This window comes from Roseomonas sp. TS2 (assembly GCF_058833935.1).
The window spans coordinates 1-16,715 of record NZ_JCACVY010000096.1 but is presented as its reverse complement, the minus strand read 5'-3'; the positions used below and the strand labels follow the sequence as shown (position 1 = coordinate 16,715).

Annotated in this window: 15 protein-coding genes; 3 read left to right on the top strand and 12 right to left on the bottom strand. The window is 71.2% G+C overall.

The genetic code is table 11. The features are described 5' to 3' along the window. The coding region (locus ACZJYS_RS15150) for an HAD-IA family hydrolase (protein ID WP_493179386.1) at window positions 1-539 on the top strand (539 nt) is incomplete at its 5' end. A 131-nt stretch (window positions 540-670) separates the two neighbouring features. Here ACZJYS_RS15150 and ACZJYS_RS15145 read toward each other — a convergent pair. Both ACZJYS_RS15145 and ACZJYS_RS15140 read right to left on the bottom strand, forming a co-directional pair. Then, window positions 671-1,789, bottom strand: coding sequence for a 2-aminoethylphosphonate--pyruvate transaminase (locus tag ACZJYS_RS15145; protein WP_109515883.1), 1,119 nt, complete (start codon window positions 1,787-1,789; stop codon window positions 671-673). Window positions 1,790-1,919: 130 nt separating this feature from the next. Continuing rightward, window positions 1,920-2,537 carry a DUF1194 domain-containing protein gene (locus ACZJYS_RS15140; RefSeq protein WP_493179383.1) on the bottom strand — a complete coding sequence of 206 codons (618 nt, stop codon included), beginning with the start codon at window positions 2,535-2,537 and terminating at the stop codon, window positions 1,920-1,922. A gap of 334 nt (window positions 2,538-2,871) precedes the next feature. On the opposite strand from ACZJYS_RS15140, the gene ACZJYS_RS15135 reads away from it, so the two are divergent. Further along, window positions 2,872-3,522, top strand: coding sequence for an exopolysaccharide biosynthesis protein (locus ACZJYS_RS15135; protein WP_245906152.1), 651 nt, complete (start codon window positions 2,872-2,874; stop codon window positions 3,520-3,522). A gap of 127 nt (window positions 3,523-3,649) precedes the next feature. On the opposite strand, the gene ACZJYS_RS15130 is transcribed toward ACZJYS_RS15135, so the two are convergent. The 4 genes from ACZJYS_RS15130 to ACZJYS_RS15115 form a co-directional block, all read right to left on the bottom strand. Further along, window positions 3,650-4,216 carry a cob(I)yrinic acid a,c-diamide adenosyltransferase gene (locus tag ACZJYS_RS15130; protein WP_493179381.1) on the bottom strand — a complete coding sequence of 189 codons (567 nt, stop codon included), beginning with the start codon at window positions 4,214-4,216 and terminating at the stop codon, window positions 3,650-3,652. Between the two features lie 124 nt (window positions 4,217-4,340). Then, on the bottom strand, window positions 4,341-5,228 hold the full coding sequence (locus ACZJYS_RS15125; protein WP_109515880.1) for a cation diffusion facilitator family transporter: 888 nt from the start codon (window positions 5,226-5,228) through the stop codon (window positions 4,341-4,343). A 122-nt stretch (window positions 5,229-5,350) separates the two neighbouring features. Beyond that, window positions 5,351-8,851 carry a methionine synthase gene (metH, locus tag ACZJYS_RS15120; protein ID WP_493179379.1) on the bottom strand — a complete coding sequence of 1,167 codons (3,501 nt, stop codon included), beginning with the start codon at window positions 8,849-8,851 and terminating at the stop codon, window positions 5,351-5,353. Window positions 8,852-8,870: 19 nt separating this feature from the next. Continuing rightward, window positions 8,871-9,824 carry an ArsR/SmtB family transcription factor gene (locus ACZJYS_RS15115; protein WP_493179377.1) on the bottom strand — a complete coding sequence of 318 codons (954 nt, stop codon included), beginning with the start codon at window positions 9,822-9,824 and terminating at the stop codon, window positions 8,871-8,873. A 29-nt stretch (window positions 9,825-9,853) separates the two neighbouring features. On the opposite strand from ACZJYS_RS15115, the gene ACZJYS_RS15110 reads away from it, so the two are divergent. Beyond that, the gene (locus ACZJYS_RS15110) at window positions 9,854-10,228 is read left to right on the top strand and encodes a hypothetical protein (protein ID WP_245906125.1); all 375 of its coding nucleotides are present in this window, start codon (window positions 9,854-9,856) and stop codon (window positions 10,226-10,228) included. A gap of 34 nt (window positions 10,229-10,262) precedes the next feature. Here the strand turns inward: ACZJYS_RS15110 and ACZJYS_RS15105 are convergent, their stop codons facing one another. The 6 genes from ACZJYS_RS15105 to ACZJYS_RS15080 all read right to left on the bottom strand — a co-directional run. Next, on the bottom strand, window positions 10,263-11,348 hold the full coding sequence (locus tag ACZJYS_RS15105; RefSeq protein WP_493179375.1) for an SMP-30/gluconolactonase/LRE family protein: 1,086 nt from the start codon (window positions 11,346-11,348) through the stop codon (window positions 10,263-10,265). A 165-nt stretch (window positions 11,349-11,513) separates the two neighbouring features. Then, entirely contained in the window at window positions 11,514-12,656 is a 1,143-nt protein-coding gene (locus ACZJYS_RS15100) for a mechanosensitive ion channel family protein (protein WP_493179373.1), read from the bottom strand. Between the two features lie 95 nt (window positions 12,657-12,751). Continuing rightward, window positions 12,752-13,270 carry a GNAT family N-acetyltransferase gene (locus ACZJYS_RS15095; protein WP_493179371.1) on the bottom strand — a complete coding sequence of 173 codons (519 nt, stop codon included), beginning with the start codon at window positions 13,268-13,270 and terminating at the stop codon, window positions 12,752-12,754. 173 nt (window positions 13,271-13,443) lie between these two features. Further along, the gene (locus ACZJYS_RS15090; RefSeq protein ID WP_493179369.1) at window positions 13,444-14,838 is read right to left on the bottom strand and encodes an esterase-like activity of phytase family protein; all 1,395 of its coding nucleotides are present in this window, start codon (window positions 14,836-14,838) and stop codon (window positions 13,444-13,446) included. Between the two features lie 121 nt (window positions 14,839-14,959). After that, complete coding sequence (locus tag ACZJYS_RS15085) at window positions 14,960-16,018, bottom strand: YihY/virulence factor BrkB family protein (protein WP_245906124.1); 1,059 nt, start codon at window positions 16,016-16,018, stop codon at window positions 14,960-14,962. Between the two features lie 108 nt (window positions 16,019-16,126). After that, window positions 16,127-16,715, bottom strand: a 589-nt coding sequence (locus ACZJYS_RS15080; RefSeq protein ID WP_493179367.1) for a GNAT family N-acetyltransferase, incomplete at its 5' end; no start/stop codon positions are given.

The following is a 16,715-nucleotide window of genomic DNA, read 5'->3' as shown; positions in this document are numbered from 1 at the left end:
GCGGCCGCCGCCCCTTCACCCGGCTCGACGTGCTGCACCGCGAGAACCTGGAGCAGGTGCTGCCGGAATTCGGCATCGACCCGGCCCGCGTGCCGGACGTGGAACTGACCGAACTCAACCTCGCCTGGCACCGGCTGGACCCCTGGCCGGATTCGGTGGCGGGCCTCACCCGGCTGAAGGCGGGCTACATCATCGCGCCCCTCTCCAACGGCAACATCGCGCTGATGCTGGACATGGCCAAGCGCGCCGGCCTGCCCTGGGACGCCATCCTCGGCGCCGAGGTGGCGCAGGCCTACAAGCCCTCGCCCGAGGCCTATCTCCGCACCGCCGAGGTGCTGGGGCTGCGGCCGGCGCAGATCGCGCTCGTCGCCGCGCACAATGGGGATCTCGCCGCCGCCCGGCGCTGCGGGCTGCGCACCGCCTTCATCCCGCGCCCCACCGAGCACGGGCCGGGGCAGACGACCGACCTGCGCCCGGAGCAGGATTGGGAAGTCGTGTCGGAAAGCCTGGAGGATCTGGCAGGGAAGCTGGGGTTGTAGAAGCGATCTTCTTTTTCTGAAGAAAAAGAAGCAAAAAGACTTTTCGAGTTGGCGCTCCGCTTCTGCTTAGAGCGCAACGCCAACTCGAAAAAGTTTTTTGGTTCTTTTTTACAAAAAAGAACCCTTCCCTTCTAAGCGGCGTCGCGCCGCCGCACGCCCATCTCCTCCAGCGCCCCACGCAGCGCGTTGAGCGCGAAGCGCATCTCGTCCGGCCCGACATGGCCGATGCAGCCGATGCGCATGGTCGGCGCCTCGGTGTTGTAGAAATTGCTGATCAGCACGCCGCGCCGCTTCAACGCCTCGACGAAGCGCTGCAGGTCGAAGCCCGGCACCTGCGGCTGGTGGAACAGGGCGATGATCGGCCCCTGGTGCTCCCAGTCCAGGTAGGGGCGCAGGCCGAGTTGCTGCGCGCCCTCGTAGAGGATGCGGCAATTCTCGCGGTAGCGGGCGAGGCGCGCGGGCTGGCCGCCTTCCGCCAGGTAGATGTCCAGCGCCACGCCGAAGGCGTGCAGCGCCTGCACCGGCGGCGTGAAGCGGAAGCTGCCCCAGCCGGCGCGCTGCGCCGTGTCGTACACATCGGCGAGGTCGAAGGACCAGGACTGGGCGTTGCCGCGCGCCGCCTCCACCCGCTCCACCGGGGAGATGGCGAAGCCGATGCCCGGCAGCCCCTCGATGCACTTGTTGGAGGTGAAGACGACGGCATCCACCTCCGGCTGCTCGCTGAGGCTGAAGGGCAGCGCGCCGAAGGCCGAGACGGCGTCGACGATCATCCGCCGCCCCGCCGCCCGCACCACCGCGCCGATCGCCGGCACGTCGTTGACGATGCCGCTGCCCGTCTCGGAATAGACCACGCCGACATGGGTGATGGACGGGTCGGCGGCCAGCGCCGCGGCCACCGCCTCCGGCGCCACGCCCTGCGTGTCGGGCGCGGGCAGCGCCACCACGGCGCGCCCGGCCTCCCGCGCCAGCCGCGCCATGCGCTCGGCATAGGCGCCGTTCATCGGGATCAGCAGCTTGCCGGTGCCGGGCGGCACGAAGGTGCGCACCGCCGCCTCGGTGATGAAGTGGCCGGCGCCCTGCAGGGGCAGGCAGACATGCCGCCCGGCCACGCCGCCGGCCAGGTCCCGCACCTTCTCGCGGATGGCGATGTATTCGGGCGCGAAGTCGCGGTCCCAGGGGGCGATGTCCACGGCCATGGCCGCCCGCACTTCGGGGCGGGTCTGCACGGGGCCGGGAATGAGCAACAGCATGTGGACGGTCCTGACGAACTCTTCGGGGAAGGCCATCCGGAAGCCGGCGGGCCCGACCCGCGCCTCTGCACAAACAGCCACCCCCAGGCTGCACCCTGGCCGGCCGAAATGGAAGGGGAAGCGCGCGCTTTCAGGCCACCAGCGTGCCGCCCAGGATCTCCCGCCGCAGCTTGCGGCGGATGGCGTCGGCGAAATCGGCATAGTCGGCGCAGCTCATGGCGAAGGCGCCGGGGCCGCCGATCACCTCCGCCTCGTAATGCGCCAGCAGTTCCGGCTCCTCGTTCAGCACGGCCAGCCCGTTGATGGTGACGCCGGCCCCCACCCCGACATTCCGCACCGGGCCGGGCGGGCGGCCCTGGTTGTGGGCGCCGTCGCCCGAGACATCGAGCACCAGCCGCCCGGCCTCCCCCCCGAAGCGCGCCAGCAGCGCCAGCCCCGCCGCCATGCCGGGCCCGAGCGCGGTGGCCCCCGGCCCCGGCAGGCGCGGCGCGTTGCCGATCGCCTCCGCCAGCGCCTCCGCCTCCGCCGCGCCGGCGATGCGCGCCCAGGGCACCGCCACCTCCTGCGCCGAGGACCAGAACAGCAGCGACACCGCCACCGCCCCGCGCGGCCCGGCCGTGCAGGCCTCGGCGATGTCCGGCGCGCGGAAGGCGGCGGCGAGGCCGCCCACCATCAGCCCGAACTCGTCGAAATCCACGCTGGCGGAGACATCCACCGCCAGGCAGAGGGCGAGATCGACAGGCTGCATCGGCGGGGCCTCCTGGAGGGCGGGGGATGGGCCGGGCCAGCATCGCCGGGCCGGGGAAAAGCGCAACCGGCCCGGGCGCGGGCGTTGAAGCCCTCCCCCGCCACCCTCATCTTCGCGAAGATTAACACGGCGTCATGCCGCGGGACGGCCGCATCCGGGCGGCCCCCACCGGCGCAAGGAGCGAGGATGAACGGAAAAGCTGGCCTTTCCGGCCCAGTCGGGACAGAAGCAGGCGCCGCAGCGGAATGCCCTGCCAGGCGCCCCCGGAAAGCGTCCGCGCCGCGCCGGCACTGAGACAGCGCGCGACCGCCAGCAACAGGACAAGGCTTCCTTGATGCTCGATACGATGCCGCCTGCCCCGGCTTCCGCCCCGGCCGCGACGGCGCATGACGAGTCCGCGCCCATCTCCCGCATCGTGGCGGAGGTGGCGGCGACCTTCCCCGGCGAACGGATCAGCCTGGGCGAGATGGCCGAGGCCTTCGGCGAGCGCGCCTTCGGGCTGCTGATCCTGCTGCTCTGCCTGCCCAGCCTGCTGCCGGGCATGGCCAGCGTGTTCGGCCTGCCCATGCTGATCCTGGGCGTGCAGATGGGGCTGGGCTGGCGGGTGCCGAAGCTGCCGCGCTTCCTGGCCGGCCGCACGGTGAAGCGCACCGACCTGCTGCGCCTGGCCTCCGCCTCCTCCACCGGGCTGCGGCATGTGGAGCGGTTCGTGCGGCCCCGCCCCGGCTGGTTCACCACCCCCTTCGCCGAGCGGCTGGTGGGGTGGATGACGGTCTATTCCGCCCTCATGCTGATCCTGCCCGGGCCGGGCACCAACGGGCCGCCCGCCTTCGGCACCATCATCATGGCGCTGGGCGTGGTGGAGCAGGACAGCCGGGTGGTGGGGGTGGGGCTGGGCATCACCCTGGCCGGCTGCCTGTTCGCCACCGGCGTGCTGGCGGTGCTGTGCTGGTTCGGCGCGCAGGCGCTGGGGTGGATGTTCTAGACAGGGGTTCTTCTTTTTCTGAAGAAAAAGAAGCAAAAAGACTTTTCGAGTCTGGCGCCGTGCTGTCACTCAGAGCGCAACGCCAACTCGAAAAAGTTTTTTGGTTCTTTTTTCCAAAAAAGAACCCTTACCTTTCTCCCCCCGGCACCCAGAGCACATCACCCCCCGCGTTCAACGCGCGGGAGAGCACGAAGAGGTGGTCCGAGAGGCGGTTGAGGTAGCGCAGCGCCGCCGGGTTCACCGGCTCGGCCGCCATCAGCGCCACCACCACCCGCTCGGCCCGCCGCGCCGCGGTGCGCGCCAGATGGGCATGCGCCGCCGCCGGCGTGCCGCCGGGCAGGATAAAGGAGCGCAGCGGCGGCAGGGCCTCGTTCATCGTCGCCACCTCCGCCTCCAGCCGGGCGCACTGGCTGTCGGCCATGCGCAGCCGGGCGCGGCCGCCTTCCTCCGCCTCGCCATCCCCCGGCACGCAGAGATCGGCGCCGAGGTCGAACAGATCGTTCTGGATGCGCGCCAGCATGGCGTCCGGCCCGCCCTCGGTGTGCAGCCGCAGCAGGCCGATCGCGGCATTGGCCTCGTCGACCGCGCCGATCGCCTCGATGCGCAGCGAATCCTTGGTCACCCGCGTGCCGTCGCCGAGCGAGGTCTGCCCGCCATCGCCGCCGCGCGTGGTGATCCTGTCCAGCCTGACCATGCCGCCCTCCCGGGAAAACGCTAGAGCAGATCGCGAGCAGGCTGCTTCGCCTGATCGCGTGAAGACGCTCGTGAAAACAATGATCTAGAGCCTTTTCCGTGAGCCAGTACGAACGGAAAATACTCTAGAGGACCAGCACCCCCTGGTGCTTGGCCTTCATCTCCGGCTCCACATGGATGGTGATGACGGCGCTGCCAAGCTCCGCCTTCAGCGCCGCCTCGATCCGGTCGCAGATCTCGTGCGCCTCGGCCACCCGCATGTCGCCGGGCACGACGAGGTGGAACTCGACGAAGGTGGTGCTGCCGGAATGCCGCGTGCGCAGGTCGTGCGCCTCGATGGCGCCGGCCGCCTCGGTGGAGACCAGGTGGCGGATGCGCGCCAGCAGCCCCGGCTCCACCGCCTCGTCCATCAGCCCGCCGACGCTCTCGCGCATCAGCTGCCAGCCGGAGAACAGGATGTTCACCGCCGTCAGCGCCGCCAGCAGCGGGTCGAGCCACAGGATGCCGGTGAGCGCCACGGCGCCGACCCCCACCACCACCCCGGCGGAGGTGATGACATCCGACAGCAGGTGCCGCGCATCGGCCAGCAGCGCCGGCGAGCGCAGCCGCCGCCCGTTGCGGAACAGCAGCCAGGACCAGCCGCCATTGATGGCGGTGGCCAGGGTGGAGATGGCCAGCCCCATGGCCGGCACCGTGGGCGCGCTCGGCGCCTGCCACGCCCCCCAGGCCTCGTTCAGGATCAGCAGGGCGGCGACGACGATCAGCACCCCCTCCAGCACGGCCGAGAAATACTCGGCCTTGGCGTGGCCATAGGGGTGGTTGGCATCCGGCGGCGTGGCGGAGAGGCGGATGGCCAGCAGCGCCGCGACGGCCGCGGCGACGTTGACGATCGATTCCAGCGCATCGGCGAACAGGGCCACGCTGCCCGTCAGCCACCAGGCCAGCGCCTTCAGCCCCAGCACCGCCAGGGCCACGCCCACGCTGCCCGTCGCGAGGGTCGTCGCACGGCTCATTCCGCTCATCCTGCGCTGTGTCCAGTCGAGGGCGTTCTAGGCCAGGGAGCGCCGGGAAGGGAAACCCGAAAAGGGCGGGGCTGTGGCGCGGCCCCGCCCCGGCTTGCGCCCTGCCCCGCTTCTCACACGGAGAAATACTTGGCGCGCGGGTGGTGCAGCACGATGGCGCTGGTGGACTGCTCCGGGTGGAGCTGCCACTCGTCCGAGATCGAGACGCCGATGCGCTCGGCCTTCAGCAGCTTCAGCAGCGGCGCCTGGTCCTCCAGCCGCGGGCAGGCGGGGTAGCCGAAGGAGTAGCGGCCGCCGCGGTAGCCCTGGGAGAGCATCTTCTCCATGTCGCGGTCATCCTCGCCGGCATAGCCCAGCTCGGCGCGGATGCGCTTGTGGACGTATTCCGCCATCGCCTCGGCCATCTCCACCGAGAGGCCGTGCAGATAGAGGTAGTCCTGGTAGCGGTTGCCCTCGAACCACTCGCGGGCGATGTCGCTGGCCTTCTGGCCGACGGTGACGACCTGCAGGCCGATGACGTCGCGCCTCGCAGGCCCGTCGCCGATGTCGCGCACGAAGTCGGCGATGCAGTCGCCATCCTCCTTGGGCTGGCGCGGCAGGGTGAAGCGCGCCGCCTCCGTCACCCCGTCCTCCTCGAACAGGACCACGTCGTTGCCCTGGCCGGCGCATTTCCAGTAGCCGTAGATGGCCTGGGGCCGCAGGATCTTCTCCTGCTCGGCCAGGGCCAGCATGCGCTTCAGCACCGGGCGCAGCTCCTGCTTCGCCCAGCCGATGAAGTCCTCCAGGCTGCGCCCCTGCTTCCGGAAGCCCCACTGGAACTGGTAGAGGCTGCGCTCGTTGAGGAAGGGGATGATGGCCTTGGGGTCGGATTCCATCACCCGCGCGCCCCAGAAGGGCGGCACCGGCACCGCCTCCTCCGCCGTCAGCCGCCGCCGCCGCGCCTCGGCGTAGTTGACATCGACCGGCGCGAAGCCGCGCGGGTCGGCCGTGCCGAGGGTGCGGGTGCTGTTCTTCGACTTGCCGCTGCGCTTCGATTGCAGCGCGGCCAGGTAGCCGTCGAAATCATTGCCCATCACCTTGTCCATCAGGTGCAGGCCGTCGAAGGCGTCGCGCGCATAGGCGACCTTGCCGTTGGCATAGGCGCGGACGCAGTCATCCTCGACGAAGTTGCGCGTCAGCGCGGCGCCGCCCAGCAGCACCGGCACCTCGACGCCGAGGCGCGACATCTCCTCGAGGTTCTCGCGCATCACCACGGTGGACTTCACCAGCAGGCCGGACATGCCGATGGCATGCGCCTTATGCTCGCGCACCGCCGCCACCATGTCGTTCAGCGGCACCTTGATGCCGAGGTTGACGACCTTGTAGCCGTTGTTGGTCAGGATGATGTCGACCAGGTTCTTGCCGATGTCGTGCACGTCGCCCTTCACCGTGGCGAGCACGATGGTGCCCTTCTCCTGGCCCTCGATCTTCTCCATGTGCGGCTCGAGCCAGGCCACCGCCGCCTTCATCGTCTCGGCCGATTGCAGCACGAAGGGGAGCTGCATCTTGCCGGCGCCGAACAGCTCGCCCACCACCTTCATGCCATCGAGCAGGATGCCGTTGATGATGTCGAGCGGCGCGATGCCCTTGGCCAGCGCGTCGGCCAGCTCGTCGTCCAGCCCCTTGCGGTCGCCATCGACGATGCGGTCCTTCAGGCGGCCCTCCACCGTCTCGGCCTTCACCTTCTTCACCGCATCCGCCGCCTTACGGCCGGCGAACATTTCCAGCAGCTTCTGCAGCGGGTCGTAGCCCTCGGCGCGGCGGTCGAAGATCAAATCCTCGGCGACCTTCACCTCCTCGGGCGGGATGCTGTGCAGCGGCTTGATCTTGCTGACATGCACGATGGCCCCGGTCATGCCCGCGCGCACCGCGTGGTCGAGGAACACGCTGTTCAGCACGTGCCGCGAGGCCGGGTTCAGGCCGAAGGAGATGTTCGACAGGCCGAGGATGATCTGGATGTCCGGGAAGCGCTCGCGGATCAGCCGGATGCCCTCCAGCGTCCACTCGCCCAGCTTGCGGTCATCCTCGTTGCCGGTGGCGATGGTGAAGGTCAGCGGGTCGATCAGCAGGTCGCTCTGCGGCAGGCCGTGCTTGCCGCAGGCGAACTCCACCAGACGCGTGGCGATGCGGAGCTTGTCCTCCGCCGTCTTCGCCATGCCCGTCTCGTCGATGGTCAGCGCGATGACCGCGGCGCCGAACTTCTTGGCCAGCTTCAGCCGGTCCTCGGCCGCCTGCTCGCCATCCTCGAAGTTGATCGAGTTGATGATCGGCTTGCCGCCATGCAGCTTCAGCGCCGCCTCGATCACCGGCGTCTCGGTCGAGTCGATCACCAGCGGCGCGTTGACGCTGCCGGTGAAGCGGCGGACCACCTCGTTCATCTCGGCCATCTCGTCGCGGCCGACGAAGGCGGTGCAGATGTCGAGGGAGTTGGAGCCCTCCCCCACCTGCTCGCGCCCGATGGCGACGCAGGCATCCCAGTCATGCGCCGCCTGCCGCTCGCGCCAGGCCTTGGAGCCGTTGGCGTTGCAGCGCTCGCCGATGGAGAAATAGGAATTCTCCTGCCGCAGCGTGGTGGCGCCGTAGAGGCTGGCGACCGACGGCACCCAGTGGACCTTGCGCGCCACCGGCGCCGGGCGGAAGCGCCCGCCATCGACCCGGCGCAGCATGGCGTCCAGCGCCTGGATGTGCGGCGTCGAGGTGCCGCAGCAACCGCCGATCAGGTTGACGCCATCCTCGGTGACGAAGCGCTCCATCCAGGAGGCCATCTCGGCCGCGGCGAGCGGGTAGTGGGTCTGGCCGTCCACCAGCTCGGGCAGGCCGGCATTGGGCTGCACCGAGATCAGCCCGGGCCAGTTCTGCGCGAGATACCGCACATGCTCGGCCATCTCCTGCGGGCCGGTGGCGCAGTTCAGCCCGATCAGCGGCACGTCCAGCGCCTGCACCACGGTGGTGGCGGCGGCGATGTCGGCGCCCACCAGCAGGGTGCCGGTGGTCTCCACCGTCACCTGCACGAAGATCGGGATGTCGCGGCCCGCCTCGCGCAGCGCGATCTTGGCGGCATTCACCGCCGCCTTGATGAACAGCGTGTCCTGGTTGGTCTCGGTCAGCAGCGCGTCCGCCCCGCCGGCGATCAGGCCGCGGCACTGCTCGGTGAGCGCGCGCTCCAGCGTGTCGTAGTCGATATGGCCGAGGGAGGGCAGCTTGGTGCCGGGGCCGATATCGCCGATCACCCAGCGGTCGCGGCCGTCGGAAAAGCTCTCCGCCGCCTCGCGCGCCAGCTCGACCGAGAGCTTGTTGATCTCGAAGGCCTTCGAGCCCAGCTCGAACTCCTCCAGCGTGATCGGCGAGCCGCCGAAGGAGTTGGTCAGCACCATGTCCGACCCGGCCTCGTAGTAGCCGCGGTGGATCTCGCGCACCAGCTCGGGGCGGGAGAGGCACAGCACCTCGGTGCAGTTCTCCTTGCCCCAGTAATCCTTCTCGACATCGAGGGTGAGCGCCTGGACACGGCTGCCCATCCCGCCATCGCAGAGCAGGACACGGTCGCGCAGGGCTTCGAGCAGGGGCGGACGGGCCATGGAGGGGGGCCTTTTCGTGTCAGAAGGTCAGGGTGGTTTCGGCCAGGGCGGCCACCGGCACGGCCAGCCGGCGCGCCGGCCAGAGCCGGACCGGCAGCGGGCCGGCGATCTCGACCGGCGGCAGCGGCGCGCAGCCGGCGGCGCCGAGCCAGCCGGCCAGCCCGGCATCGTCGAAGCCGGGCCAGCGATGCGCGAGGCCGGAGAGCACGTCCTGCCGCCCATGCGGCGCCAGGTCGATCACCACGAGCAGCCCGCCGGGGCGCAGGATGCGCGCCGCCTCGGCCAGCGCGGCGGCCGGGTCCTCGGCATAGTGCAGCACCATCTGCAAGGTGGCGGCGTCGAAGCCGCCATCGGGCAGCGGCAGGCGGTACATGTCGGCCAGCCGCACGCTGGCATTGGCGAGGTTCCGCTCGCCAAGGCGGGCGCGGGCCAGGGCCAGCATCTCGCGGCTGGCATCCAGCCCCAGCACGGCGCCGGCGCGCGGCGCCATCACCTCCAGCAGCCGGCCCGTGCCGGTGCCGATATCGGCCACCCGGCCCAATCCGTCAGGCAGCAGCGCCAGCAGCGCGTCCTCGATGGCGGCGGCCGGCAGGTCGAGGGCGCGCATCTCGTCCCAGTCCGCGCCGTCGCGGCGGAACGCCTCGGAGGCGGCGCGCGCCCGCTCGGCGGCGATGCGGGCGGCGGCGCGGCGGTCGGCCGCCACCACCGGCTCCTCCTCCGGCAGCCGGGCCAGCACCTGGCGGATCAGCGCCGCCTCGGGCGAGAGCTGGAAATAGACATTGGCGCCCTCCGGCAGCCGCTCCAGCAGCCCGGCCTCGACCAGCAGCTTCAGGTGGCGGGAGAGGCGCGGCTGGCTCTGGCCGAGGATGGCGCAGAGCTCGGACACGCAGAAGGCGCCGCGGGCGCAGAGGGCCAGCAGGCGCAGGCGGGTCGGTTCGGCGGTGGCGCGCAATTGCGCCAGCAGGGTCTCCATGGGCTTGCGGATGACATAAAGACTTCTTTATGTCTAGCGCCATGCGCTGGTCCGTCGATGCCCGAACCCCCGTCCGCCTGCTGGATGCCGCCGACGCCCCCCCAGGGGCCACGGTGCTGGCCGAGGACGGCGCCCCCTTGCCGCAAAGCCCGGCGCGTGTCGAGCGCTTCGCCGCGCCGCCCGCCACGCCGCACCCCATCGGCTGCGCCTGCTGCCAGCCGCGCAATCCCGTGGCCATCGCGCTGGACCGGCTGTTCCTCGCCCGCACCCGGGGCGAGGCGCCCTGGTTCGATGCCATCCTCGCCGTGGTCAGGACCGGGGAGGGAGAAGCCGCCATCCGGGCGGCGCTGGACAGCGACAGTGTGGCTCAGGCGCGGTTCCGGCTCGAAGGGCGGGGGGAATGAATTCCCCCCGCGCCCCCCTTCTTCTTTCTGCCTGTCAGCAGAAATGCGCGCCGCGGGTCTCCACCGGCACCATGTAGAGAGACTGGCCGGCGGTCATGAACAGGCGGTTCCGCCGCGTGCCGCCGAAGCAGAGATTGGCGCAGATCTCCGGCAGCTTGATCAGCCCGATGCGCTGGCCGTCGGGGGCGAAGACATGCACCCCGTCATAGCCATCCCCCACCCAGCCGGCGCCGACCCAGAGATTGCCCGCCTCGTCGCAGCGTATGCCGTCGGCCATGCCGGTCTTCCCGTCCATCTCCATGCTGCAGAAGGTGCGCGGATTGGCGAGGCGGGCGCCCTGCACGTCGAAGGCCCAGACGATGCTCTTGGCATCGGGGTAGTGGCTGCGGCCGGTGTCGGCCACGTAGAGGGTGCGGTAGTCCGGGCTGAAGCACAGGCCGTTCGGCTTGAAGGGCTGGTCCGCCACCTTCTCGACGCGGCCACCGCCGGGCTCGATGCGGTAGACCGCCTCCTTGATCAGCGGGCGGGGGGAGTTGGCGGCCTCGGGCAGGCGGTTGCCCTCGTAGTCCATCAGCGCGCCATAGCCGGGGTCGGTGAACCAGATGGCGCCGTCCCCGGGGTGGACCACGGCGTCGTTGGGCGCGTTGAAGGGGCCGTCCGGGCCCTGCGCGGCCAGGATGGTCAGCCGGCCGTCCGGCTCGTAGCGCACCACGTCGCGGTGGAAGTGGCGGCAGGCGATCTGCCGTCCCTCGCGGTCGAAGGTGTTGCCGTTGGAATAGCCGGAGGGGCTGCGGAAGCGGCGGGAGACATGCAGGTTCTCCTCCGTCAGCCGCAGGCACTCGTCGTTCGGGATGTCGGACCAGATCAGGAAGCGGCCGGTGGCGTGCCAGGCCGGCCCTTCCGCCCAGCTCATGCCGGTGTGCAGCCGGCGGATGCTGCTGTTGCCGAGGCGCGCGGTGAAGCGCTTCTCGTCCAGCGCCACGATGTCGGCATCCGGGTAGCGGGTGGGCGGGGCGCCGGGGCCGTAGATGCGCTGCGCGCTGGCCGTGGCGGGGGCCAGCGCGGCCAAGGCGGCCACGCCGAGCAGGGCGCGGCGGCTGTCCTGAACAGTCTCGAGCATTGTCGTTCCTCCCGCGGCGCCAGGGGCTGGAACCCCGTCTCCCCGGGCCGCGCCCGGCCGGAGTCGCCTTCACGCGCCCTGCGCCGCGGCCCCTGCTGTAGCATCCCGCCCGCCCAGCCTGCGCTCACCGCCGCGTGACAGCCGCGCGGGACAGGGGTGGCGCGCTCAGGCCTCCTGCGGGGCGCGGCGGGGCGCGTCGTGCCAAGCGGCGCCGGGCGGCAGGCGGTCGATCTCGGCGCGCTGGCGCGGCAGGGCGTGCGGGTGCTCGGCCTGCAGCCAGCCGATCATCTTCTCCCGCACCTCGCAGCGCAGGTCGAAGGCACGGCCGGCATTGCTGGCGCTGACCAGCAGGCGCACCTCCATGGTGCCCTGCTTGAAGTCCGTCACCTGGAGGCTCACCACGCGGCCGTCCCACAGGCGGGAGGCGCGGGCCACCTCCTCCAGCTTGGCGCGCATGGCGGGAACCGGGGCGGTGTGGTCCACATACATCATCACCGTGCCGATCAGCGCCGCGCCTTCGCGCGTCCAGTTCTGGAAGGGCTGCTCGATGAAATAGGCCAGCGGCAGCACCATCCGCCGCCAGTCCCACAGCCGCACCACCACGTAGGTGGAGGAGATCTCCTCGATGTTGCCCCACTCGCCCTCGACGATCACCGCATCCTCCAGCCGGATCGGCTGGGTGATGGCGAGCTGGATGCCGGCGATCAGGTTCTTCAGCACCGGCTGCAACGCCAGGCCGACCACGAGGCCGGCGGCGCCGGCCGAGGCCAGCAGCGAGACGCCGTATTGCCTCACCCCGTCGAAGGTCATCAGCGCCGCCGCGGCGGTGACCACCACGATCAGCGAGGCGGCGACGCGCTGCAGGATGCGGGACTGGGTGGCGTGCTTGCGGGCGAGGAGGTTGTCCTCCGCGTCCAGCTTGAAGCGGCGGAGATAGACGGTGGTCCAGATCCGCAGCGCCGTCAGCATCACCCAGCCGACCAGCCCGATGAAGCAGACCAGCAGGACATGCCGCAGGATGCCGGCCTGCTGCGCGGTCAGCGGCGCGATGCCGGCGGCGATGGACAGGGCGAACACCGCCAGCCCCAGCCGCACCGGCCCGGCGGTGCGCGATACCAGGGAGCGGAGGAACAGATCCCGCTCCTGCACCAGGCGCGTCAGCAGGCGGAACACCAGCCGGTGCACCAGCCGCGCCGTCAGCGCGGCCACCGCCAGCACGGCAAGGCTCACGGCCCAGTTCGGCGCCCAGTTGACGGAGGCGACGACCCGCCGTGCCGCCATGTCGAGCTGATCGAGCTGATCGAGCAAAAGCCCCCTCCCCGTCCGCTGCCCCTCTTCAATGCGGGCGGCGGGCCGGCGTTTCCAGGACCGGGCACGGCCGTGTGAAAGAGGGGGCGCGCGCCTTATTCGGGCAGGGTGCGGTCCCCGGCGCCGAGGCTGCGCTGCATCGTCACCACATCCAGCCAGCGGCCGAACTTCAGCCCGGCGCTGCGCATGATGCCCACCTGCCGGAAGCCGAGCGAGAGATGCAGCCCGATCGAGCCGACATTCTCCGAATCGCCGATCACCGCGAAGAACTGCCGGAAGCCGGCGGCCTCCGCCCGCTCCAGCAGCGCCGCGACCAGCGACTTGCCGAGGCCCTGCCCGTGCACGTCGTGGCGGACATAGATCGCGTCCTCGGCGGCGTAGCGGTAGCCGGCCTCCGCGCCGAGGGCGCGGAAATAGGCGAAGCCCACCACCTCGCCCTGTTCCTCGGCCACCAGCCAGGACCAGCCGGCGCCCTGGATCTGCGCCATGCGCCGGGCCATCTCCGCCTGGTCCGGCGGCTCCGTCTCCAGCGTGCCGGTGCCGGTGAGGACGTGGTGGGCATAGATGGCGGTGACCGCCGGCAGGTCATCGGGGGTCGCGTCGCGCAACGGCATCCAGGGTCTCCGCCCCGCCGGGGCTCCTCGGGTTGCGGGCCCGCCCTCCCCCGGAAGGGGCGGGAGGCGGGCCATCCTGACGCAGGCGTAAGGGCGCCGCCGGACGGGGGCAAGCTCTCCGGCGGGCGAAAGAGGCACAAGGACTCTCGCCCGCCCGCCGGAGGGCGCCGGACTCAGCGCGTCCGCAGCAGCTCCGGCACGTGCAGCAGGATGAACTCGTTGTCATCCGCCCGCGTCAGGTGGCGGCCGGCGCTGAAGGGCAGGTTGTTGTCGTTCGCCACGATGATGTGCTCGGCATCCACCATCGCCACGTCCTCGATGGTGAAGAAGGGGAAGCCGAAGCGCTCGCGCGGGGCATCGGCGGCGCGGTCGCCGCGCTGGCGGGCGACGCCCTCGGGGTCGCGGATGTCCATCAGGTCGATATAGGCGAGCTTCTTCACGAAGCCCTCCGCATCGGCGGCGCCGAGGTCGACCAGGTAGATGCGCTTGTGCCGGGCGGGGCTGGCGAAGCAGCCCGGGGGCGTCTGCCCCGGTGTCTGCCCCGGCATCTGCCCCTGGGCGCAGGCCAGGGAGGGGTCGCCCTCGCCATTGTCGCGCTCGATCACCAGGGCGCGGCGCTCGTCGATGAAGTTGAAGTCGCCGATGGCGGTGGCGCCGGCCTCCAGCCGGTACTTCAGGCTGCGGCCGGTCCATTCGGCCTTCTGCGTGTCGAACTCGATCAGGCGCAGGAAGGCGCCCTCGGGCTTGCCCTCGGCGGTCAGCACCGGCTTCTCCAGCAGCGCCCAGAGGCGGCTGCCATCGGGCAGCATGGCCATGCCCTCGTAGCCGCCCGAGCGCTGCACCTGGAAGGGCACGCCGGCGGTGGGGCTGGCGGCGACCGTCAGCGCCGGGTGGTCGGGGCTGCGGATCACCTTCTCCTCCAGCCGCGTCTCGGCCACCTGCCGCACCCGCCCCTCGGCGTCGACGCGGATCAGGTAGGGGCCGAACTCCTCGCCGATCCAGAAGCCCTGGCCGCCGGGGATGGGCTGGATGCTCTCCAGGTCGAAATCGGCGCCGGTCAGGTAGCGCGCCTCCGTGCCCTCATAGGCGATGCGGAAGGGCACGCGGCGATCGGGGTCGGAGAGGAACACGGTGCGCTCCACCGCCACGCTGCCGGCGCGGAAGTCGGGCCGCACCTTGTGGAACATCAGCAGCGCGTCGGGGCTGTTCTTCTTGGAGCCGAAGCCGTTGTCGGTCAGCACCCAGTAGGCGCCCGGCTCGCCCTCCACCGGCTTGATGCCGGAGAAGCCCTGCACCGGCTGGCCGATGAAGGGCAGGCTGATGCCGGTGGGGCGGCCTTCCGGCGCCGGGCCGGTGGTGCCGGGGATGCTGCCGGGCCGCTCCGCCCGCGCCGCGCCGGTGAACTTGCCGGAGACCAGCGCGTCGCGCGGGGCATCGGCCGGCGGCAGGGTCATGGTGAAGGCGGGCAGCATGGCATGACCGGCCAGGCGGGCCTCCAGCTTCGGCTGGGCCTGGGCGGCGCCGGCCAGGCCCAGCAGGGCGGTGGCGGCCAACAGCATTGCGCGCATCGGAAGCACTCCGTCGGGGATCGATGCGGGCGCTGTTAGGGCCGCCCTGTTGCGGGCGCTTGACGGCGGGATGACGAAACCGCGTCAACCGCCGGCAGGTGCCGCCTCAGGCCGCATCCTTTCAGGCGACGGTGTCCGCCATGCGGGCGCCGCGGCGGCCCATGCGCTGCTCGGGGCCGGTGGTGGTGTCGCGCGCCGTCTGGTGCTCCATCTCGGCGTTCAGCTCGGCGCCGACCAGCACGATCATGGCGGAGAGCCAGATCCAGGTCATGAAGCCGACCACCGCGCCGAGCGAGCCATAGGTGGCGTCGTAATTGCCGAAATTGCCGACATACCAGGAGAAGCCGGCGGAGATGGCGGCCCAGCCCACCGCCGCGAACACCCCGCCCCAGCTCACCCAGCGCCAGCGCGCCTTCTCCCGGCTGGGGCCGAAGCGGTAGAGCGTGGCCAGCAGGCAGGTGATGACCAGCAGCAGGAGCGGCCAGCGCGCCAGCCGCAGCAGCCATTCCGTGCTGTTCTCCAGGCCCGCGAAGCGCAGCACCACCGGCAGCACCACCACCGCGCCCATCGCGATCAGGATGAAGACCAGCGCGCCCAGGGTGAAGGCCAGCGAGACCAGCGTCAGGCGGATGAAGCTGCGCTTCTCCGGCTCGTCATAGACGACGTTCAGCGCGTCGAACATTGCCTTGGTGCCCTTGTTGGCGCTCCACAGCGCCAGCACCAGGCCGGAGATCAGGCCGAAGCCCAGCTTGCTCGGCTCGCCGCCCGTCAGGCGCTGCAGCTGCTCGTTGATGATCTGCATGCCGCCCTCCGGCACGAAGCCGCCGAGCTGCTGCAGGTGGTTCGACACCGTCACGGGGTCGGCGAACAGGCCATAGACGGAGACCAGCGCGGTGAGGGAGGGGAAGATGGAGAGCAGGGCATAGAAGGTGATGCCGGCGGCCTCGGTCATCACCCGGTCGTCGTTGGATTGCAGCACCGCCCGCTTGAGGATGCTGGCCCAGCCCCGCGCCGGGATCTCGCCCGGCCGCCGCGCCCTGCGGCCCTCGCCCCGGGGGGGCCTGCCGCCCCCGCCTTCCCCGGCGGCGGGCGGCGCGCCCCTGCCCTCCGCCGCTGGCCGCCCCTGCCGGATGGCCTGGAGGGCGGCCCGCATCTGATCGGGATCGTGGTTGTTCGGCATGGGTCCGCTCCTCGGGGCGAAGGAATTGGGGGCCGGCCCGGTCCGGCCATCATTCTCCCCTCCGAAACGGGAAAACCGGCCGCGGGTTCCCGCCCCGCTTCCGCCGGCTCAGCCGGGGGCGGCGCGCAGGCTGCTGCGGGCCGTGCCGCGATGGTCGAAATTCTCCTCCGCCAGCCAGGCGGCGATGGCGTCGCGCCGCGCCGGCCACTCCTCGTCGAGGATGGAGAACCAGGCGGTGTCGCGCCGCCGCCCCTTCACCACCAGATGCGCCCGGTGCTCCCCCTCATAGGTGAAGCCGAGGCGCGCGGCGGCGCGGCGGGAGGGCGCGTTCAGCGCGTTGCACTTCCACACCAGCCGCCGGTAGCCGAGGTCGTCCATGGCGTGGCGCATCAGCAGGAACATCGCCTCGGTGGCGGCGCGCGTGCGCTGCATGCGCGGCGAGAACCAGATGTGGCCCAGCTCGATGGCGGCGTTGGCGGGCTGGATCTCCATCAGCGTCAGCCAGCCCAGCGCCCGGCCGGAGAGATGCGGCCGCACCGCCCAGGCGATGGGGTCGTGCGTGGTGGCGAAGCCGCCGAGGAACTTCCGGAAGGCGGCGAAATCGGCGAAGGGGCCGTAGCCGAGATAGGCCCAGCTCTCCCCGGCGCCCTGGGTGGCCTCCCACAGCTCCTCCGCGTGGCGGATGCCGAGCGGCTCC